At 72.4% G+C, this 20,290-nt stretch carries 11 protein-coding genes and 2 pseudogenes; 11 read left to right on the forward strand and 2 right to left on the reverse strand.

Going from position 1 to position 20,290, the window contains the following annotated elements:
* Positions 1-19 precede the first annotated feature (19 nt).
* From ACFY30_RS28820 to ACFY30_RS28835, 4 genes are all read left to right on the forward strand, one after another.
* Positions 20-1,369: a transaminase gene (locus ACFY30_RS28820; protein WP_390848075.1), complete on the forward strand. Its 1,350-nt coding sequence runs from the start codon at positions 20-22 to the stop codon at positions 1,367-1,369.
* 21 nt (positions 1,370-1,390) lie between these two features.
* Entirely contained in the window at positions 1,391-1,831 is a 441-nt protein-coding gene (locus ACFY30_RS28825; RefSeq protein WP_390656764.1) for an Lrp/AsnC family transcriptional regulator, read from the forward strand.
* A 64-nt stretch (positions 1,832-1,895) separates the two neighbouring features.
* Positions 1,896-2,504 (forward strand): flavin reductase family protein, encoded by a 609-nt coding sequence (locus ACFY30_RS28830; RefSeq protein WP_390848076.1) that lies wholly within the window; start codon positions 1,896-1,898, stop codon positions 2,502-2,504.
* Between the two features lie 48 nt (positions 2,505-2,552).
* On the forward strand, positions 2,553-2,912 hold the full coding sequence (locus ACFY30_RS28835) for a hypothetical protein (protein WP_390848077.1): 360 nt from the start codon (positions 2,553-2,555) through the stop codon (positions 2,910-2,912).
* A gap of 100 nt (positions 2,913-3,012) precedes the next feature.
* On the opposite strand, the pseudogene ACFY30_RS28840 reads toward ACFY30_RS28835, so the two are convergent.
* Positions 3,013-3,278: pseudogene (locus ACFY30_RS28840) on the reverse strand (helix-turn-helix domain-containing protein); the annotation flags it as partial.
* Between the two features lie 299 nt (positions 3,279-3,577).
* On the opposite strand from ACFY30_RS28840, the pseudogene ACFY30_RS28845 reads away from it, so the two are divergent.
* From ACFY30_RS28845 to ACFY30_RS28865, 5 genes and pseudogenes are all read left to right on the forward strand, one after another.
* Positions 3,578-4,090 (forward strand): annotated as a pseudogene (locus ACFY30_RS28845) (hypothetical protein); the annotation flags it as partial.
* A gap of 54 nt (positions 4,091-4,144) precedes the next feature.
* Entirely contained in the window at positions 4,145-5,506 is a 1,362-nt protein-coding gene (locus tag ACFY30_RS28850) for a hypothetical protein (protein WP_390848113.1), read from the forward strand.
* On the forward strand, positions 5,503-6,930 hold the full coding sequence (locus ACFY30_RS28855; RefSeq protein ID WP_390848078.1) for a VWA domain-containing protein: 1,428 nt from the start codon (positions 5,503-5,505) through the stop codon (positions 6,928-6,930). The genes ACFY30_RS28850 and ACFY30_RS28855 overlap by 4 nt, the downstream gene beginning before the upstream one ends.
* Positions 6,931-6,957: 27 nt before the next feature.
* Positions 6,958-8,079, forward strand: coding sequence for an AAA family ATPase (locus ACFY30_RS28860; protein ID WP_390848079.1), 1,122 nt, complete (start codon positions 6,958-6,960; stop codon positions 8,077-8,079).
* Positions 8,076-10,889, forward strand: a complete 2,814-nt coding sequence (locus tag ACFY30_RS28865) for a hypothetical protein (protein WP_390848080.1) — start codon at positions 8,076-8,078, stop codon at positions 10,887-10,889. Before ACFY30_RS28860 ends, ACFY30_RS28865 begins: the two co-directional genes overlap by 4 nt.
* Positions 10,890-10,937: 48 nt before the next feature.
* Here the strand turns inward: ACFY30_RS28865 and ACFY30_RS28870 are convergent, their stop codons facing one another.
* Positions 10,938-16,094: a family 43 glycosylhydrolase gene (locus ACFY30_RS28870; RefSeq protein WP_390848081.1), complete on the reverse strand. Its 5,157-nt coding sequence runs from the start codon at positions 16,092-16,094 to the stop codon at positions 10,938-10,940.
* A gap of 162 nt (positions 16,095-16,256) precedes the next feature.
* On the opposite strand from ACFY30_RS28870, the gene ACFY30_RS28875 reads away from it, so the two are divergent.
* Both ACFY30_RS28875 and ACFY30_RS28880 read left to right on the forward strand, forming a co-directional pair.
* On the forward strand, positions 16,257-16,529 hold the full coding sequence (locus tag ACFY30_RS28875; protein ID WP_390848082.1) for a hypothetical protein: 273 nt from the start codon (positions 16,257-16,259) through the stop codon (positions 16,527-16,529).
* A 112-nt stretch (positions 16,530-16,641) separates the two neighbouring features.
* Positions 16,642-20,016, forward strand: coding sequence for a pyruvate carboxylase (locus ACFY30_RS28880; RefSeq protein ID WP_390848083.1), 3,375 nt, complete (start codon positions 16,642-16,644; stop codon positions 20,014-20,016).
* Positions 20,017-20,290: the final 274 nt, after the last annotated feature.

Raw genomic sequence — 20,290 nt, forward strand, 5'->3', positions numbered from 1 at the left:
CTCAAATCCGGGGTGTGCCATGGACCGTGCCCGACTGCGTCATCTCCTGGCCCGCGAGAGCGCGGACGCCGAGCGGCGCAACCCCCGCTCCCGCGACGCCTACGCCCGCGCCGGACATCTCTTCGGCCGGGTGCCGATGACATGGATGAACAAGACGGCCGGTGCCTTCCCCCGGTACCTGGAGTCCGCGCGCGGAGCCCGCGTGCGGGACATCGACGGGCACGAGTACATCGACTTCTGCCTCGGCGACACCGGCGCCATGGCGGGTCACTCCCCGGCCGCCGTCGCCGACGCCGTACAGCACCGCTTCACCACCCTCGGCGGCGCGACCGCGATGCTGCCCACCGAGGACGCCGAATGGGTCGGCGCCGATCTGACCCGCCGCTTCGGCCTGACCCGCTGGAGCTTCTCCCTCACCGCGACCGACGCCAACCGGTGGGCGATCCGCCTCGCCCGGGCCGTCACCGCCCGTCCCAGGATCCTGGTCAACAGCTACTGCTACCACGGCAGCGTCGACGAGTCCCTGATCGTGACCGGCCCCGACGGGACCGGCACCGCCCGCCCGGGGAACGTCGGTGCTCCCTGCGACGTCACCCTCACCAGCAGGGTCGCCGAGTTCAACGACCTGGAGCAGCTGGAGCGCGAACTCGCCCACGGCGACGTGGCCGCCGTACTGATGGAGCCCGCGCTCACCAACATCGGCATCGTCCTGCCCGAGCCCGGCTACCTGGCCGGGGTGCGCGAGCTGACCCGCCGGCACGGCACCCTGCTGATCAACGACGAGACCCACACCTTCTCCGCCGGCCCCGGCGGCTGCACCGCCGCCTGGGACCTGGAACCGGACGTGCTCACCATCGGCAAGGCCATCGGCGGCGGTATCCCGGCCGGCGCCTACGGGCTCTCCGCCGAGCTCGCCGACCGGCTCCTGGGCCGAGCCGATCTGGACCTCGTCGACATGGGCGGCGTCGGCGGCACCCTCGCGGGCAACGCGCTCTCCGTCGCCGCGACCCGCGCCACTCTCGAACACGTCCTCACCGACGAGGCGTTCGCCCGGATGCACAAGCTGTCCGAGCGCTTCGAGGCGGGTGTCCGCGCCGGCATCGACGCCCATGCCCTGCCCTGGTCCGTCAGCCGCCTGGGCGCCCGTACCGAGTACCGCTTCGCCGCCCCCGCTCCCCGCACCGGCACCGAGGCCGCGGCCGCGGGCGACACCGAGCTCGAGGACTTCCTCCACCTCTACCTCGCCAACCGGGGCATCCTGCTCACCCCGTTCCACAACATGGCCCTGATGTGCCCCGACACCACCGAGCAGGACGTCGACACCCACACCGGGCTGTTCGGCGCCGCGCTGGCCGAACTGGCCGGCTGACCACCGGGAAAGGACCCACGCGTGGACGAGATCGACCGGGCCATCCTGCGCGAACTGCAGACCGACGGACGGATCGCGTACGCCGACCTGGGCCCCCGGGTCGGGCTGTCCGCCTCCGCCGCCCGCCAGCGCCTGCAACGGCTGCTGGACTCCCGCGCCGTCCAGGTCGTCGGCGTCACCGACCCGATGGCCATGGGCGGCCAGGCCATGGCGCTCCTCGGCATCACCGCGGACGCGGATCCGCGCCCCGTCGCCGACGCCCTGGCCGCCCACCCCGAGGTGGTGTACTCCGTGCTCACCTCCGGCGGCTTCGACCTGTTCGCCGAAGTGGTGAGCCCCACCGCGAAGGACCTGCTCGACTTCGTCAACGACACCGTGCGCCAGATCGAGGGCGTCAGCGGTGTCCAGTCCTTCCCCTACTTCGCCATCCACACCCACCGGTTCCTGTGGGAGGTGGGCTGACCGGCCGGCCCGAGGGTGGGCCCGGTTCCGGCCCGGTCGCCCCCGTCGGGTAGAACTGGTGTTCATGCGCGTCGACCATGACCCCGAGTCCCTGGGTGCGGGGGCCTTCTACCGGCTGCTCACCGCCGTCGTCGTACCCCGGCCGATCGCCTGGGTGTCGACCCTCGCGGCCGACGGCACGACCGCCAATCTCGCACCGCACTCGTTCTTCACCGTCGCCTGCACCGACCCGCCGGTCGTCCAGTTCACCTCCGTCGGACGCAAGGACACCCTGCGCAACGTCGAGGCCACCGGCGAGTTCGTCGTCAACTTCGCCCCCGAACCGCTCTTCGGGCAGATCAACGCCAGCGGCACCGACTTCCCCGCCGACGAGGGCGAGTTCGACGCCGTGGGCATCGAGCGGGAACCCTCGCTGCGGGTGAAGCCGCCCCGCGTGGCCGCGTCCCCCGTGGCACTGGAGTGCCGGCTGCACTCCACCCTCGGCATCGGCAACTCCACACTGGTCCTCGGCCGGGTCGTGCACGCCGCCGTCGACGAGGACGTCCTCGTCGACGGCCACCCCGACATCCGGCGGCTGCGGCCCCTGGCCCGGCTGGGCCGCGACGAGTGGGGCACCGTCGGCGAGGTCCACGAACGGGCCCGGATCGCCTACCGCGACTGGCCGCCGTCCTGACCGGTCCGGTCCTATGATCGGATCATGATGAGGTCTGGGGTCAGATCCATGGCCAGGCGCGCGGGTGCCGACGGCTCCTGGCGTTCGCTGTGGTCGAAGAACTCGGCGCTGTCGATCGGCTCGGTCGACTCGTTCCTCTCCATCGGCTCCGTCGGCAGTTCCCTGTCCGTCGGATCGGTCGGCAGCTTCCTGTCCGTGGGCTCCGTCGGCTCCGCCGCGTCCTTCGCCTCCGTGGGTTCCTGGCTCAGCGCCGGCTCCGTGCTGTCCGCCGCATCAACCGGCTCGGTGCTGGCCTGGCGGACCCGCTCCCGCGGCGGCGCCCGCGCCATCGGTACGGCGGCGGCCGCGCTCGCCGGCGTGGCACTGCTCCACGCGTGGACGGCGAACCGGGACCGTTCCCCCGGATGACCCGCCGCCGGCGGCCCGCGGTCACACAACCCCGCGCCACGCACACCCCGCCCAGGACCCCGCCCGGGTCGGCGGGACTCGACGACCCCGGAGCGCTCGCTCAGACGAACGAGCCGGAACGCACCCACTCGCGCGGGGAGCGCCCGTAGGCCGCGCGGAAGACCCGGCTGAAGTGGCGGGATCGGCGAAACCCCAGCGCTGGGCCACCGCCGACACCGTGGCGGCCGCCGTGTCACGCCGGGTCAGCTCCCGGGCGCACTCCTCCAGCCGCCGCCGCTGGATCAGCCGGGCCACCGTGACCCCCTCGTCCTCGAACAGCCGGTGCAGATAGCGCACGGAGATGTGGTGCGCCTCGGCGAGACCCTCGATGGTCTGCGACGCGGCCGGCCGCAACTCCCGCAGCAGCGCACCGAACGCCGCCCGCTCCCCGCTCGACCCCGCCCTTTCCGCCCGCCGTGCCCTGCCCCCGACTCCCGGGCATGGTCGTCCGAGTTCTGGGAGAGCGGCGCTCCCGCACCGGCGGTGACCGCGGTCGCCGCAGGTCAGAGGCATTGTCAGTGGCCGCCTGTACGTTTTTCGATGTCGCGCCGATCCGGTGCGACAACCCCCCTTCGTGCTGCGCCGGTTCGGCGTGTGCAGCCGTGTGCCGCAAAGGAGATGGTGCGTTGTCGGACCGGGAGAACTGGGAGAGGGCGAGCACGGCCCGGGTCGTGCCGCCCGCCCGTCCGCGCAAGCTCGCCAAGGTGCCCTTCGTCGAACTGGCCGACGGACGCCTGCAAGGGGTCGTCTCCAGCGGCTCGGACATCGAGCGGGTGTACGTGTCGTCGATCGCGTCCGGCACCCACGCCTTCGCGTGCAGCACCAACAACAACCGGCCCTGCGGAGGCGCGCGCGGCTCGTTCTGCAACCACATCCGCGCCCTGGTCACCGAGGCGGTCCTGCAGTACGGCGCCGGGCGCGTCGCCCGCTACCTGCGCGTCGAACCGGCGGACGGCGCCCTGGACGCCGCCGCCCTCACCACCGCGATGACCGCCGCCCGCCCGCCCCAGGCGGACGGCAAGGCGGCCGCCGCCCCCGTCTTCAGCCGTTTCCTGCGGCACCTCGCCTATCTCGAACAGGCCCCGGTCACCGCCCCGTTGCCGGAGATGCAGTGGTTCCCGCCGACCCGCGCCGAGACGGCCGGGGCGCTCGCCGCCGGCGCGGGGGAGCACACCGGCGCGCTCACCGCACCCGTGGCAGGACTGGACGAGGCCCTGGCCGCGGCCGACGCCCTCGACCGGTGTCTCGCCGCGGGCCTGCTGCGCCCCCGGGCCGACCAGGCCACAGACCTCGCCGACCTCGCCCGCGCCGTCGCCGGCAGCCCGCCGGCCGCCCGGGTCGCCGAGGCCGCCGAGAAGGCCGCGGCGGGAACCGCGGGAGAGGACCACTTCCTCGCCCTGGCCGCCGCCCGCACGGCCCTCCTCGGCGCCGTCCACGACGCGCTCGCGGCCCGCGCCGACGAGGCCACCGGCCGCACCCGCACCGACGACCCGCCCCCGGGAACCGGCGACCCACAGCAGGTCAACCTGCTCGCCGCCGCCCGGACCTGGCTCGCGGACCTCGCCCGCGCCGGCTGGCGGGGCATCGACCACGACCTCGTCGGCGGCGCCGCCCGGATCGTCTCCGCGATGCTGCCGCAGCCCGAACTGCGCCGCCTGGCCACCCTGCTCGACGGATTCGCCGCCGAACTGGCCGCGTCCTGCCCGGGATCCGCCCTGGAACGGATCCCGGCCCGCCGCTGGGGCGACCTGTGGGCGCGCGCCCTGCTGCTCACCCGGCCCGGCGCCACCGGCCGGCCCGCCGCCGGAACCGCCACCGGCCGGCTGCTGCCGCTCGGCGTCGACCTGCACGAACACGCGACCGCCGCCCAGGCTCAGGTCCACGCCGTGTTCGAACCCGACGACGGCACCGCGCCCCTGCTGGTCCGCGCGAGCGTCTCCGTCCCCAAGCCGGACACCGTCGTCGCGGCGGGCGTGTGGCAGTTGCTGCGACCGCATCTGTCGCTGCTCGCCGCCCTCGGCGAAGGCCGGTCCATGCACCTGGACGCCATGCCGCTCACCGCCGGGGGCGACCTCGTCTGGGACGACGACCGCGCCCGCCCGGGCGAACCGGCGGATCCCTTCGCCACCGCCCGCGTCGCCCTGCCCACCGCGACCGCCGCCCCCACCGCGCCCCTGGACCGCCACCCCGCGCGCCTCGCCGAGCCGGTGTTCCTGGAGGGCTACACCACCCGGCGGGACGGCGACACCCTCGTCCTCACCACCGCCGGGGACGACCTCGCCGTCGACACCGACCGCATCCCCGTCGCGGGCCCGCTCACCCCCGAGGCCGTCGAGGCCTCCGGCGCCTGCATCGGCCTGCTCCGCTGGGACGCCGGAGCGTTCCGGCTGCACCCCCTGGCCGTCGAGACCACCGTGCGAAGGAAGACCGTCGCCCTCCACGCGGGCGCCTGGGCGGGCGGCACCACCGACAAGGCGGGCGTCAAGGCCGAGAAGGCCGCCACCGACGCCGTCACCGTCCTGCGGGAACGAGCGGGAAGGCTGCTGCGCACATGAACGACGCGACGCCCCGGGCGACCCCGGACGACAACCGCCGGCAGGTCCTGTACTGGCGGCTCCTCGCCCGCCTCTTCGACCCCGAGGAGCAGGCGGCCCTGGAATCGGCGAGCCTCGCCGTCGTCGAGGACATCGGTCTGCCGCCCGCCCTGCTGGACCCGCAGGCCTCCGTCGACTCGATCGTGCAGCGCCATCCGGAGCTGGCGGGGGAGTTCGACGGGCTGATGGTGCCCGACGCCGCGGCGGACGAGGACGGCGACGCCGTCGCACGCGACCGGGCCGCCGAGGTGCGCCGCGCGGCCCTGGTCTCCAAGGTGCTGCTCAACGTCTTCGCCACCGGCACCGGAGCCGTCAGCGCCGGACAGCTGTCCCGCTGGCAGTCCGACGCCGGCTGGCTGGAGCGCGCCCTGGGCTGCTCACCCGGCGACCTGCGCGGAGGGCGCGGCGCGGGCGGTCACGGCGCGGGCGGCCCCGGCGTCAGCCCGGCCGGCACCGGCGGCCACGGCGCCGGCCCCGACCTCAGCCGGCTGATCCCCGCGATCGGGCCCGAACTCGGCTCCCTGGAGGCCGACCTCGTCCAGCGGATGCATCTGCGCGAGGTGCTCGCCGACCCCCGGCTCGCCGCGCGGCTCACGCCGAGCATGTCGCTCATCGAGCAGCTGCTGCGCGACAAGAACAACCTCTCGGGCGTGGCCCTGGCCAACGCGAAGTCCCTGATCCGCCGCTTCGTCGACGAGGTCGCCGAGGTCCTGCGCACCCAGGTCGAGAAGACCACGGTCGGGGCGATCGACCGCTCCGTCCCGCCCAAGCGCGTCTTCCGCAACCTCGACCTCGACCGCACCATCTGGAAGAACCTCACCAACTACAGCCCCGAAGAGGAACGCCTCTACGTCGACCGTCTCTACTACCGGCACACCGCCCGCAAGACGACGCCGCAGCGGCTGATCGTGGTCGTCGACCAGTCGGGCTCGATGGTCGACTCCATGGTCAACTGCACCATCCTCGCGTCGATCTTCGCCGGACTGCCGAAGGTGGACGTCCACCTCGTCGCGTACGACACCCGGGCGGTCGACCTCACCCCCTGGGTGCACGACCCCTTCGAGACCCTGCTGCGCACCCAGCTGGGCGGCGGCACCGACGGCACGGTCGCCATGGCCCTGGCCCAGCCGAAGATCACCGAGCCGCGCAACACCGTCGTGGTGTGGATCTCCGACTTCTACGAGTGGAACCACCAGCCGCTGTTCGACAGCATGGCCGCCCTCCACCGCTCCGGCGTCAAGTTCATCCCCGTCGGCTCGGTGACCAGCTCCGGGCGCGGCAGCGTCAACCCCTGGTTCCGGGAGCGCTTCAAGGACCAGGGCACACCGGTGATCTCCGGCCACATCCGCAAGCTCGTCCGGGAACTCAAGACGTTCCTCGCCTGATACCCACGCTTTGAGAAAGGCACTGTGATGACCGACCTGTTGCGCGCCCCCGCCGAGATCAAGTACGCCGAGGAACTGGACTGGCTGGAGTCGGTCGACGACGGCCCCAAGCCGTTCTCCTGGCGCCTCTCCCCGAAGATGGTCCGCCTGTTCGTCCTCGGCTCCGAGCGCGCCGACGGCCTGGACCGCCAGATCGACCAGAAGTGGTTCGGCGACCGCAGCTTCGTCGAGCGCTCCATCGTCACCCTCGCCTCCGACCGCGGGCTGCTGCTCATCGGCGACCCCGGCACCGGCAAGAGCTGGCTCGCCGAGCTGCTGGCCGCGGCGATCTGCCGCAACTCCACCCAGGTGGTGCAGGGCACCGCGGGCACCACCGAGGACCACATCAAGTACTCGTGGAACGTCTCCATGGTGATCGCCAAGGGCCAGTCACGGGAGTCGATGATCCCCTCGCCGATCATGACCGCGATGGAGACCGGCACCATCGGCCGCTTCGAGGAACTCACCCGGTCCACCAGCGACGTGCAGGACGCGCTGATCTCGATCCTGTCGGAGAAGTACATCTCGGTCCCCGAACTGGACGGCGCCGGCGGCGACAACATCGTCTTCGCCAAGCCCGGCTTCTCCGTCATCGCCACCGCCAACAGCCGCGACCGGGGCGTCAACGACCTCTCCTCCGCCCTCAAGCGCCGCTTCAACTTCGTCCGCATCCCCGTGGTGACGAACAAGAAGAGCGAGGCGGAGATCGTCCGCTTCCGCACCGAGGAACTCCTGCGCCGCCACCAGATCGAACTCGACGTCCCGCCCACGTTGCTGGACGTGCTGCTGCAGAGCTTCGCCGACCTGCGCGCCTCCGCGGCCGCCGCCGGCAGCGACGACGAGAAACTGGAGTCCGCCCTGTCCACCGCCGAGCAGATCGGCGTCCTCGAGGACGCCATCCTGCACAGCAACTTCTTCGGCGAGCGCGCCCTGACCGCCCACACCCTCGCCTCCTCCCTCGTCGGCTCCCTGGCCCGGCGCGAGCCCGAGGACCTCGCCATCCTCAACAAGTACCTGCACGGCGTCGTCGAACCCCGCAGCAAGGAAGAGGGCGGCTCCTGGCCGGAGTTCCTCGCAGGCGGCCGCGACGCGATCGCGACCCTGTCATGAGCGGCGTCACGAGCGGGGGCACGTTCGAGGCGCTGCGCGGCCAACTCCACGAGGCGGCCACGGCGTTCGCCGACGGACCGGGTGCCCTCGAAGGCATCCTCCGGGGCATCGTCGACGACGTCGAGCGCGCGGTGCGCGAGCCCCTGGAGATCTTCCCGGTGTGCCATCACTCACCGGCCTCGGCGATCGCCATGGCCCGCCGGCTGCGCGAGAAGCAGCCGAAGGTGGTGTACCTGGAGCTGTGCGAGGACATGGCGCCGCTCCTCACCGAACTGCGCAACTGCCGCCTCCCGGTGGCCGTCCAGGCGTTCGCGACGGAGGTCGAGGGCTTCCCCGCCGACTGGTCGCCGCTGTCGGTCGTCGCCCCGGTCACGGAGGCGTCCGCCGAGTACCAGGCCATCGCCTACGCCCTGGACACCCCCGGCGTCGAACTGGTCCTCGTCGACCGCTCCTCGGACCACGTCTTCCAGTGGGAGAACCAGGAGGAGCCACCGGGGGAGACGCCGGGACCGGCCGCCGGGGCGGACCCCGACGCGCCGGCGGCCGGCGAGGAGAGCGCACTGCACGGAGACGCCGTCGGAGTGGAGATCGGCGACCTGCGGCCCCGCTTCGCCGAACTGGAGGAACACCTCCTGCGGCACGGCCGGGTCCGCCACTGGTCCGAGTGGTGGCACCAGTACGTGGAACTGCCCCTCGGCGACAGCGACCACGACACCTACCGTCAGGTGATGCTGCTCATCGGCAGCCTCTTCCGGCGCCTTGCCCCCGGCGAACCGCACAAGGTCCGGGTCGACGAGGACCGCGAGCGGTACATGTGGACCCGGATGCGCGAGCACCTCGCCGCCACCGGCACCGACCCCGCCGACTGCCTCTACGTCTGCGGCGCGTTCCACGCCGCGAGCCGTGTGGCCGAGTTCGGCGTGCACGGCAGCGACACCTTCACCATCAGCCCGCCCAGCGGCACCCGGTGGCGGCACGGCCTGATCCCGTCCAGCCACGCCGCGATCGAGGCGCAGTTCGGCCTGGCCGCCGGCTCGGTGTCCATCGCCGCGACGGAATGGGCCAAGAACCTCAAGCGCACCCGCGTGCGGCCCTACCGGCTGGCGGGCCAGGCGGGCACGAAACCGAGGAAGGGCCTGCCCGCGGCGTCACCCGCCGCCGCGGCACCGCCCGCCGACCGGCTCACCGGCTTCCTCCAGCGGCCGCCCGCCCTCGACCCCCTCGACGAGGCCGAACTGCTCGGCTGGTCGGTGGACATCGTGCGCGCCGCCCGGCGCAACGGTTACCTCGCCTCCACCGCCGACGCCATCGCCGTCTTCGAGACGTCGATCCTGCTGGCCGGCATGCGCGACCGTGCCAAGCCGACCCCGTACGACTTCCAGGACGCGGCCGTCACCTGCATCGAGAAGGACGCCGTACCGGGCCGGCGCGACGTGCGCAGGCTGGTGGAGATCATGATGGGTGGCGACCGCGTCGGCCAGGTCGGCTACGACGCGCTGCCGCCCCTGGCCCGCGACGTCCACGACCGGCTCGCCCCGCTGAACCTGAGACTCCAGCAGCGCGGGGTGCAGCGGGCCCTGCTCGACATCGCCTCCCGGCCCGAACTGGCGCACTGCTCCGACGTGCTGTGGATGCTGCGCCGGCTGCTGCCCCAGGGAGCCGCCCGGCCCATCATGGGCGACCGCAGCCTGGGCGAACGCCCCATCCAGGAGTCCTGGGACCTCGCCCTGGGCACCCACCAGCGCGCGCTCATCGAACTGGGCTACGAGGGCGTCAGCATCGAGCAGGTCCTCGAGCAGCGGCTGCGCCGCACCGCGTACGCGCCTGAGGCCACCGCCGCGACCGTCCTGGAGACGGTCGAGGACGCGATCCTCCACCTGCGCAGCCGCCGTCTCGCCGACGAACTGGGCACCCGCGCCCTGGAGGTCCTGGCGGGTGAGCGCAGCGTCGACGGCGCACCCGAGGTGCTGCGCCGCGTCCGCCGTCTGCTGGCCTACTACCGCACCAGCGAACCGGTCCTGCCGCCGTGGATCGAGTCCTTCGTCAAGACCGGGTACGCGCACTACTGCACCCGGCTGCCGACCGCCTTCACGGACGAGGAGGCGACCGTCCGCCAGGTCGCGGCGATGCTGGGCTTCCTGTTCAGCATGGAGAGCCTGGCCCTGTCGCTCGGCTGCGACCGCACCCAGCTGGAGCTGGCCCTCGCCCAGTCCCACCCGGCCGAGCCCGCACGGACCGCCCTGCTGTGGGCGGCCCGGACCCACCTGGGCACCTTGTCCCGGGCCGCTCTGCGGGAGCGCTGCGACGGCCTGCTCGCCAACCCCCTGGTGGTGCCGGCGTACCCCCGCTACCTGAGCGGGTTCGTACACGCCCTGGAGCCGGTGCCGGGCCTGGCGGACTTCGTCGTCGAGGCGGTCTCGAACGCCTTCGCCCGGCTGCCCGACCGGGTCCTGCTGCCCTGGCTGCCGACCCTCATCACCACCCTGCGTGCCGGCGGCGGCGAACTGGCCCCGCTGATCGTCCGCGAGGCCGGCCGGATCTTCCCGGCCCGGCTCGCGGAGCTGGACACCTGGGTTCCGCCGTGGCGGCTCCCGGAGGCACCTCCGCGTGCCGTCCTCCCGCCGGCGGGCGGCGGCGCCTCCGGCGCGGCGCTCCTGGCCGCCCACCCGGCGACCTGCGACGCGCTGACGGACCTGCTGGGCTACGAGGGAACCTGGGACACCACCGCTCCCGCCGCCCCGGGCGCCGCACTCCTCGCCCGCCACCCGCAGACCGCGACCGCACTGGAGGCGCTGCTGGCCGCCGGATGACGAAAGGGTCCCCCGCGACAGCGGGGGACCCCTGACCTCACCCCGCTCCTAGCGGCGGTGGGTGCCGATCGTCACGGAGCCGGGCTTCACCCCTGCCCCGGTGTCGAGGACGACGGTCCCGTCGGACTTCTTCCAGATCCTGATCGCGAAGGTGTCGGGGTGGTCGGTGGCCGTGACCCGGAAGCCGTAGCCCTTCTTGCCGCCCACCGTGCCGGAGCCCTCGACGACGGCCTTGGAGCCGGTGACGACGAGCCAGTCCAGACCGGTGGAGCGGAACTTCACCCGGGCCGGGCCGGAGACGTAGGTGACCTGGCCGAGCGGGGTGGCGGCCTGCGGGAGGTAGCGGGCGGCGACGGTGAAGAAGCCCCGGGGGCCGACGGCGCCCGCCCCCACCACCGGACCGGCCGAGCGGTCGTACACGACGACCTCCGGGAGCGTACGGCCGGCCGACGCGCCGTCGTCGTCGGTGACCGTGACCACCGGCCTGCGGATGCCCGCCGAGGCGTAGGTGTGCTCGGCGCGGCAGCCGGTCGCGGTGACCGTGCCGGCGGACGGCCTGGTGCCGTCCTTCCAGTCGACGGAGCAGGTGTGGGTGTCGGCGGTGCCCGGGTCGGTGAAGGACACCGTGACGACCGTACGGCGGCCGGCCGGGACCGGGCCCGTCGGGCCGGTGACGGACGTGACGGCCGGGGCCGCGTTCCTCACCGTGACGACGGCCGTGTCGGTGCTGCGTCCACCGGTCAGGGTGAGGGTGAACGTGCCGTTGTCGGCGCAGGTCACCGTGGTCCGGGCCATCCCCGCGTCCGCGATCGTGCAGGGCGCGCCCTGCACGGCCGTCCACTTCGGGCTTCCCGCGCCGGAGTGCGTGCCGTTCAGGGCGATCGCGTCGCCCTCCGTGCCCGTGACGTCCGGGCCGGCGTGCACGACGGCGACGGGGTCGACGCCGGTCAGCGTGGGCACGACCTTCTCGATCAGGCCGTCCGCGTCGAACTCCATCTTGTCGACGGTGGTCTCACGGTGGGTGCCGTCACCGCCGGGGATCGCGAACCGGTGGTAGGCGATGTACCAGTCGTCCGTGCCCGGGACCCGGACGACCGAGTGGTGGCCGGTGCCCAGGATGCCCAGCGAGGCGTCCTTCTCCAGGATCACGCCCCGCTTGGTCCAGGGGCCGGTGGGGGAGGGACCGGTGGCGTAGGCGACGCGGTAGTTCTCGTCCCGGGTGTCGTTCTCCGACCACATGAAGTAGTAGGTGCCCTCGCGCTTCACCACGAACGAGCCCTCGTTGTAGCCGCTCGGCGTGATGTCCTTCACCTGCGCGGTGTCGATCGAGGTCATGTCGGCGTTCAGCGGCGCCACGTACGCGTGGCCGTTGCCCCAGTAGAGGTACGACTGGCCGTCGTCGTCGGTGAACACGGCCGGGTCGATCATCTGGCCGCTCAGCCGGCCCGCCTTCAGCAGCGGCGCGCCGAGCGCGTCCTTGAAGGGACCCGTGGGCGAGTCGGAGACGGCCACGCCGATGTTCGCGTCGGCGCAGAAGTAGAAGTAGTACTTCCCGTCCTTCTCGGCGATCGTCGGCGCCCAGGCCCTGCTGTCCGCCCAGCTCACGTCGGGACCCAGGTCGAGGATGACGCCGTGGTCCGTCCAGTGCACCAGGTCGGTCGAGGAGTACGCCTTGAACTGCGTACCGCTCCAGCCCTCGAAGCCGTCGGTCGTCGGGTACATGTAGAAGGTGTCGCCGAAGCGGACGATGTTCGGGTCGGCGTTGAGCCCCGGCAGCACCGGGCTCTTCATGATCAGCGCCGAGACCGTCCAGGTGCGCTTCTCGCCGTCGGAGCCGGTGACCTCGTACCGCACGGGCTCGGTGAAGTCCTGCACGCTGCCGGAGGCGGGGCTGATCGCCGCGCCGTGGGCCAGGGTGAACTCCGGTGCCAGCGCGGTGAGGTCGGTGCCCTCCTTGAAGGGGAGCGTGATGCGGCTGTCCGCGTTGTCGATGAGCGCGTCGACCTTCAGCGAGGAGGCGGTCGCCCGCGCGATGCCCGTCGTGTTGCCGCTCAGCTCCATCACCTCGGCCGCCGACAGCGCCCGGTCGTAGATACGGAAGTCGTCGACCTCACCGCCGAAGTACGGGTCGGCCGAGTAGAGGGAGCGGCCGATGTACCCGCTGTAGTCCTTGTCGGCGTCGTACAGCTCGGACGGTTTGATGGTGACGCCGGCCGCCCGGGCCGCCTCGATGCCGTCCACGTAGAGGATCATCGTGCCGGTCGAGCCGTCCAGGGTGACGGTCACGTGGCGCCACTGGCCCGCGGTGAGCTGCGAGCCCGCCGTCAGCTTCGACTCCGCCGACCAACTCGCCTTGGTGATGGCCGAGTACAGCTTCGAGGAGCCGTTGGAGGGGCTCGCGAAGAGGTACTTGTCGCTGTCCGGACCGAGCCCGAACAGCCACTGCCAGCTGCTGCCGCCCTTCCACTTCGCGTACGTCGAGACGGTCACGCTGTCGGCGTTCTTCAACACGCCGTTCGGGATCTTCACATACGGCGAGTCGCTCGCGCCGGACATGCTGAACGAGCCGCCGTCCACGCCGGTGCCGAAGGCGGGCGTACGGGCGTAGGTGCCGTGGTGGCCGTGGCCGCTGGAGTCGACGGCGATGTTGCCGGACGTCTCGTCGAAGCCGTAGTGCAGGAGCAGGTCGGCGGGCACGTCGGCGCCCTCCTCGGAGACCGTCACCTCGGCCTGCACGGGGATCGCGGCGCCGTCGGGCAGGCTTCCGCTCACCGTGAACGTGCCGGCCTGCGCGTACGCCGACTCCGGGACGTCGTCCCAGCTCACGGCCACCGGCCTGTCGACCCCGTCGGAGTAGGTGGCGATCACCGTCGCGGGCAGCACCGGCGCCTCGCCGGTCCGCGTCTTCACCGAGATGTCCTCGACGCCGGTGACGAGCTGGTCCGGCTGGTAGGCGCGCAGCAGCCGGTCGTACTCGGCCTGGGTGACCGGCAGGACCGTGCCGTGGCGGGGCCGGGACGGCAGGTCGTAGTCGGCGACCGGGGTCCAGTCGCCCGCGGCCAGGTCGGTGGTCTCGAACGGGATGTAACCGCGGCCGCCGAACTCGTCGAGGAACGCGTACCACTTCTCCTCGGTGTTCGACTTGAACACCAGCGGACCCTCGGCCGCGCTCATCGCGCCCTTGCCGATGCCCTCGGCGACCGCGTCCCAGGAGAGGTTCAGCAGCGAGTCGCTCTTCTCCTCGAAGATGAACTTGCTGTTGGGCGTGGAGGAGGTGTTGTTCCGCTCGTCCTTCGACAGCCGGAAGTAGGTGCCGTCGTGCTGGATGACCGTGGAGTCGATGACGGAGTAGCCGCGGTCGATCCAGACCTTGGGCTCGCTGAAGGTGTAGAAGTCGCGGGTGGTGGCGTACATCATCCGGTTGTAGGTGTCGCCGGAGTGCGCCTCGTTGTCGTACAGCTTCGACGCCCAGAACACCACGTACTCGCCGAGGTCGCTGTCGTAGTACGCCTCGGGCGCCCAGGTGTTTCCGGCGCTGTCGGGGGAGACCCGCACCAGGCGCTGGTCCGTCCAGTGCACCAGGTCGGTGGACTCCCAGACCATGATGGACTTGCTGCCGGTGCGCTGGGCGGCGTCCCAGTCGCCGTTGCCGTAGATCCTGAGGTCGGTGGCGATCTGGTAGAACTTGTCGCCCTCGGGGGAGCGGATGATGAACGGGTCGCGCAGGCCCTGCTCGCCGAGGGTCGAGGTCAGCACGGGTTCGCCGTCGTTGAGCTCACGCCAGTGCAGCGGGTCGTCGCCCTTGCTGAGCGCGGCGTAGAGCTGCTCGCCGTTCGCCGTGCCCTCGCCGGTGAAGTAGCTGAACATGTAGCCCTTGAGGGCTTCCTTCGCGGGGAGTTCGGGGACCTTCGCGGTGAACACCCGGGTCGACTTCGCGTCGCCCTTGGTGACCGTCGCGGTCAGGTCGGCCGTGGTGGTGCCCGCGCCGTGCGCGGGACGGTGGACCACGCCGTCGGCCGAGACGACGTCCGGGTCGGCGGAGGACCAGGTGACGTCCGTGCCGTAGGTGCCGGAGGCCGGCAGGGTGAGGTTGCCGCGTGCGTCGTCGAGGTTGTGGACGGTCAGGGCCTCGGCGGCCCGCTCGGTCGCGGTCTGGTCGTCGAAGGCCGCGAGGACCGTGACGTCGAAGGACCTGGTGGCGGTCACGGTGCCCTTCTTCAGGGTCGCGGTGAGGGTGGCGTGCCCGTCGGGCTGACCCGCGGTGGGGCGGGTCACCTTGCCCGCGTCCGTGACGAGGCCGGGGTTGTCACTGGCCCAAGTGATGGTGGAGCCGCCTGCCGTACCGGTCTTCGGCAGCGTGAGGTCGGCGGTCACCGCGCCGGTGTCGCCCAGGTCGAGGGCCGCCTTGTCGTCCTCGAGGCCCTGGGTGGCGACGGGGAGCGCGAGCTGCTCGACCTCGGACGCGGCCAGGGCGCGGTCGTACACCCGGAAGTCGCGCATGCCGCCCTTGAACAGCTTGTCCCCCGAGTAGACCGACTTCCCCAGGTAGTTGGCGGTGGTCGTGCCGGAGCCGATCGCGCCGGGGGTGATGGTCACCGAGGTGTTGCGGGCGACCTCGACGCCGTCCTCGTACAGGACGCCGGTGGTGCCGGTCTGGGTGTAGGTGACGTGCTTCCACACCGCGCGGGTCAGATTGCGGGAGTCGGAGGGCTTGGTGGTCTGTTCCGTCGACCAGTTGCCGCCGGCGATCGAGGTGCGGAACGAGTTGCCGGTGGTGAACAGGTAGCCGTTGCCGCTGCTGCCGCTGGAGTTGCCGAAGCCGTAGAGGAAGTACGGCGTGGACTGGGCCGCGTCGATCTTGACGTCCATCGCGACGCTGATCGACGTCAGGCCCTTCATCACGTCGTTCGGCACCTTGACGTAGGTGTCCGAGCCGTTGAAGGCGAGTCCCTGACCGGACGACGACCAGTCCGCGGTGCCGTTGACCGTGCCGTCGAGGCCGTGGCCGGAGGCGTCGGTCACCGTCGTACCGGAGGCGCCGTCCAGCTTGTACCAGAGGGCCAGTCCGTCCGTGACGTCCGCGGTGCCGGCGGCCTGCGCGGGAGCGGCCGAGACGAGCCCGGCGAGCAGGGACACGGCGGTCAGGGCGGCCAGTCGTCCCGCCCCGCGTCTCGCATGGTCGCGGAAGCGTTTTCTATGCGTCATGGGAGACCGCCGTTTCAGCCGTGTGACGTGATGTTGCGAGAGTGTCAAACGGTGTACACGGCCGCGTCAAGAGTTCTCGAACAATGTCCGACCAGTCGAACGGTGAGCCGGCGCCCGTCAAGCCCCGCCTCTCGGCGCGGTGTTGTGGATTCCAGCCATGCCATGAGGGCCCACCACCGGTGCGGGGCGGCCGGTGCCGCCGTCGCCGTCCGTGAGGGACACGGAGGTGATCGCCGGCGCGCCCGCGCACGTCGACGGCCGGATGCTCGCCGTCGCCGAGCAGGCGGGCATCGCAACGCCCTCGCCCACCCCGGCGACACGCTCGGCCGTACGGCCTCCCCGCACCAGATCCTCGCCCCGCGCGCCGGGCCGCTGATCGCCGTACGGCTCAACGCCCTCACCCGCGACGGCGACATGATCGACCGTCGAAGGTAGCGGGCACGGTCCGATCGAGCGAGACATGCGGTGAGTGGCCCGACTCACATGGCCAACCCGGTCACTCACCGCCACGATGGGTCCCGTCACCGGCAGGCTGAAGGGGTCCAGAATGTTCCGCAAGGTGCTGGTCGCCAACCGTGGCGAGATCGCGATCCGTGCGTTTCGCGCCGGCTATGAGCTGGGCGCGCGTACGGTCGCCGTCTTCCCGCACGAGGACCGCAACTCGCTGCACCGGCTGAAAGCAGACGAGGCGTACGAGATCGGCGAACCGGGACATCCGGTGCGCGCCTACCTCTCCGTGGAGGAGATCGTCGGCGCGGCGCGCAGGGCGGGCGCGGACGCCGTCTACCCCGGGTACGGGTTCCTCTCCGAGAACCCCGAACTCGCGCGGGCCTGCGAGGAGGCGGGCATCACCTTCGTCGGACCCGACGCCCGCACCCTCGAACTGACGGGCAACAAGGCGAGCGCGGTCGCGGCGGCCCGCGCGGCCGGCGTCCCCGTCCTCGGCTCCTCCGCGCCTTCCAACGACGTCGACGAACTGGTGCGGGCCGCCGAGGAGATCGGCTTCCCCGTCTTCGTCAAGGCCGTCGCCGGCGGCGGCGGACGCGGCATGCGCCGCGTGGCGGACCCGGCCGCACTGCGCGAGTCCATCGAGGCGGCGTCCCGCGAGGCCGCCTCGGCCTTCGGCGACCCCACCGTCTTCCTGGAGAAGGCCGTCGTCGACCCCCGCCACATCGAGGTGCAGATCCTCGCCGACGGGCAGGGCGAGGTCATCCACCTGTTCGAGCGCGACTGCTCGCTCCAGCGCCGCCACCAGAAGGTCATCGAGCTGGCCCCCGCGCCCAACCTCGACCCCGGGCTGCGCGAGCGGATCTGCGCCGACGCCGTGCGCTTCGCCCGCCAGATCGGCTACCGCAACGCGGGCACGGTCGAGTTCCTCCTCGACCCCGACGGCAACCACGTCTTCATCGAGATGAACCCCCGCATCCAGGTCGAGCACACGGTCACCGAGGAGGTCACCGACGTCGACCTGGTCCAGGCACAGCTGCGCATCGCCGCCGGCGAGACCCTCGCCGACCTCGGCCTCTCCCAGGACACGGTCACCCTGCGCGGCGCGGCCCTGCAGTGCCGTATCACCACCGAGGACCCCGCCAACGGCTTCCGTCCCGACACCGGCCGCATCAGCGCCTACCGCTCCCCGGGCGGCTCCGGCATCCGTCTCGACGGCGGAACCACCCACGCCGGTACGGAGATCAGCGCCCACTTCGACTCGATGCTGGTCAAACTCACCTGCCGGGGCCGGGACCTGGAGGCCGCCGTCCGGCGCGCCCGGCGCGCCGTCGCCGAGTTCCGCATCCGCGGCGTGGCCACCAACATCCCGTTCCTGCAGGCCGTCCTCGACGACCCCGACTTCCAGGCCGGGCGGGTCACCACCTCGTTCATCGAGCAGCGCCCCCACCTGCTGACCGCCCGCTCCTCCGCCGACCGCGGCACCAAGCTGCTCACCTACCTCGCCGACATCACCGTCAACAAGCCGCACGGAGAACGGCCCGAGCTGATCGAGCCGACCACCAAGCTGCCGCCCCTGCCGTCCGGCGAGCCGCCCGCGGGCTCCCGGCAGCGGCTGATCGACCTCGGCCCCGAGGGCTTCGCCCGCTGGCTGCGCGAGTCACCGACCATCGGCGTCACCGACACCACCTTCCGCGACGCCCACCAGTCCCTGCTCGCCACCCGCGTGCGCACCAAGGACCTCCTCGCCTCCGCCCCGCTGGTCGCCCGGACCCTGCCCGGTCTGCTCTCCCTGGAGTGCTGGGGCGGCGCCACCTACGACGTCGCCCTGCGGTTCCTCGCCGAGGACCCCTGGGAGCGGCTGGCCGCCCTGCGCGAGGCCGTCCCCAACATCTGCCTCCAGATGCTGCTGCGCGGCCGCAACACCGTCGGCTACACCCCGTACCCCACCGAGGTGACGGACGCCTTCGTCCAGGAGGCCGCCGCCACCGGCATCGACATCTTCCGCATCTTCGACGCGCTCAACGACGTAGGCCAGATGCGCCCGGCCATCGACGCCGTACGCGAGACGGGCACCGCGATCGCCGAGGTCGCCCTCTGCTACACCTCCGACCTGTCCGACCCGAACGAGCGCCTCTACACCCTCGACTACTACCTGCGCCTGGCCGAGCAGATCGTCGAGGCCGGCGCCCACGTGCTGGCCGTCAAGGACATGGCGGGCCTGCTGCGCGCCCCGGCCGCCGCCAAGCTCGTCTCCGCCCTGCGCCGTGAGTTCGACCTGCCGGTCCACCTGCACACCCACGACACCGCCGGCGGCCAGCTCGCCACCTACCTCGCCGCGATCCAGGCGGGCGCGGACGCGGTCGACGGCGCGGTGGCCTCCATGGCCGGTACGACCTCGCAGCCCTCGCTCTCCGCGATCGTTGCCGCCACCGACCACTCCGAGCGGCCCACCGGCCTCGACCTCCAGGCCGTCGGCGACCTCGAGCCGTACTGGGAGAGCGTCCGCCGGATCTACGCCCCGTTCGAGGCGGGCCTCGCCTCCCCGACCGGACGCGTCTACCACCACGAGATCCCGGGCGGCCAGCTGTCCAACCTGCGCACCCAGGCCGTCGCGCTCGGCCTCGGCGACCGCTTCGAGGACATCGAGGCGATGTACGCCGCCGCCGACCGCATCCTCGGCCACCTGGTCAAGGTCACCCCCTCCTCCAAGGTGGTCGGCGACCTCGCCCTGCACCTGGTCGGCGCCGGCGTGTCGCCCGAGGACTTCGAGGCGGCCCCCAACCGCTACGACATCCCCGACTCCGTCATCGGCTTCCTCCGCGGCGAACTGGGCACCCCGCCCGGCGGCTGGCCGGAGCCCTTCCGCAGCAAGGCCCTCGAGGGCCGCACCGAGGCCAAGCCGGTCAAGGACCTCAGCGCCGAGGACCGCGAGGGCCTGGAGAAGTCCCGGCGCGCCACCCTGAACCGGCTGCTCTTCCCCGGCCCGACCCGCGACTTCGAGACCCACCGTCAGACCTACGGCGACACCAGCGTCCTGGACAGCAAGGACTTCTTCTACGGTCTGCGCCCGGGCAAGGAGTACTCCGTCGACCTCGAACCGGGCGTCCGCCTGCTGATCGAGCTGCAGGCCGTCGGCGAGGCCGACGAACGCGGACTGCGCACCGTGATGTCCAGCCTCAACGGCCAGCTGCGGCCCATCCAGGTCCGCGACCGGGCGGCGGCCTCCGACATCCCGGTGACCGAGAAGGCCGACCGTGCCAACCTCGGCCATGTCGCGGCCCCCTTCGCGGGCGTGGTGACCCTGGCCGTCTCCGAGGGCGACGAGGTGGAGGCCGGCGCCACGGTGGCCACCATCGAGGCGATGAAGATGGAGGCCACCATCACCGCCCCGAAGGGCGGCCGGGTGAGCCGGCTCGCCATCAACCGCATCCAGCAGGTGGAGGGCGGTGACCTGCTCGTCGAGGTGGGCTGACCGGGTGGTCGCCGGCGGTCGTCCGCCGGCGACCACGCACCGTCACCCGTCCCCGCGGGCGCAGACCCGCGCCGAGCGGCCCCCGTCCGGGGGTTCCCGCTCCCACCCACGCCGAGACCCTCACCGCCCAGCGCGCCGCTTGCCCGTGCACCGGTCCTTCTGGCGGCACCCCCGTCCACCCGGTCCCCCCGTCCCCCGCCGGGGGACGGTTCTGCCCTTGCGGGCAGCACCTCTGCCCTCGCGTCCGGTGACGCGCGCCGGGCCACGGGCTACC

Source organism: Streptomyces sp. NPDC000345 (assembly GCF_042898825.1).
Taxonomy (GTDB): domain Bacteria; phylum Actinomycetota; class Actinomycetes; order Streptomycetales; family Streptomycetaceae; genus Streptomyces.

Bases quoted from the DNA above. Each gene is read 5' to 3' on its own strand.
- ACFY30_RS28820 (WP_390848075.1), top strand. From the start codon at position 20: ATGGACCGTGCCCGACTGCGTCATCTCCTGGCCCGCGAGAGCGCGGAC.
- ACFY30_RS28830 (WP_390848076.1), top strand. From the start codon at position 1,896: ATGCGCGTCGACCATGACCCCGAGTCCCTGGGTGCGGGGGCCTTCTAC.
- ACFY30_RS28835 (WP_390848077.1), top strand. From the start codon at position 2,553: ATGGCCAGGCGCGCGGGTGCCGACGGCTCCTGGCGTTCGCTGTGGTCG.
- ACFY30_RS28855 (WP_390848078.1), top strand. From the start codon at position 5,503: ATGAACGACGCGACGCCCCGGGCGACCCCGGACGACAACCGCCGGCAG.
- ACFY30_RS28860 (WP_390848079.1), top strand. From the start codon at position 6,958: ATGACCGACCTGTTGCGCGCCCCCGCCGAGATCAAGTACGCCGAGGAA.
- ACFY30_RS28865 (WP_390848080.1), top strand. From the start codon at position 8,076: ATGAGCGGCGTCACGAGCGGGGGCACGTTCGAGGCGCTGCGCGGCCAA.
- ACFY30_RS28870 (WP_390848081.1), bottom strand. From the start codon at position 16,094: ATGACGCATAGAAAACGCTTCCGCGACCATGCGAGACGCGGGGCGGGA.
- ACFY30_RS28875 (WP_390848082.1), top strand. From the start codon at position 16,257: ATGAGGGCCCACCACCGGTGCGGGGCGGCCGGTGCCGCCGTCGCCGTC.
- ACFY30_RS28880 (WP_390848083.1), top strand. From the start codon at position 16,642: ATGTTCCGCAAGGTGCTGGTCGCCAACCGTGGCGAGATCGCGATCCGT.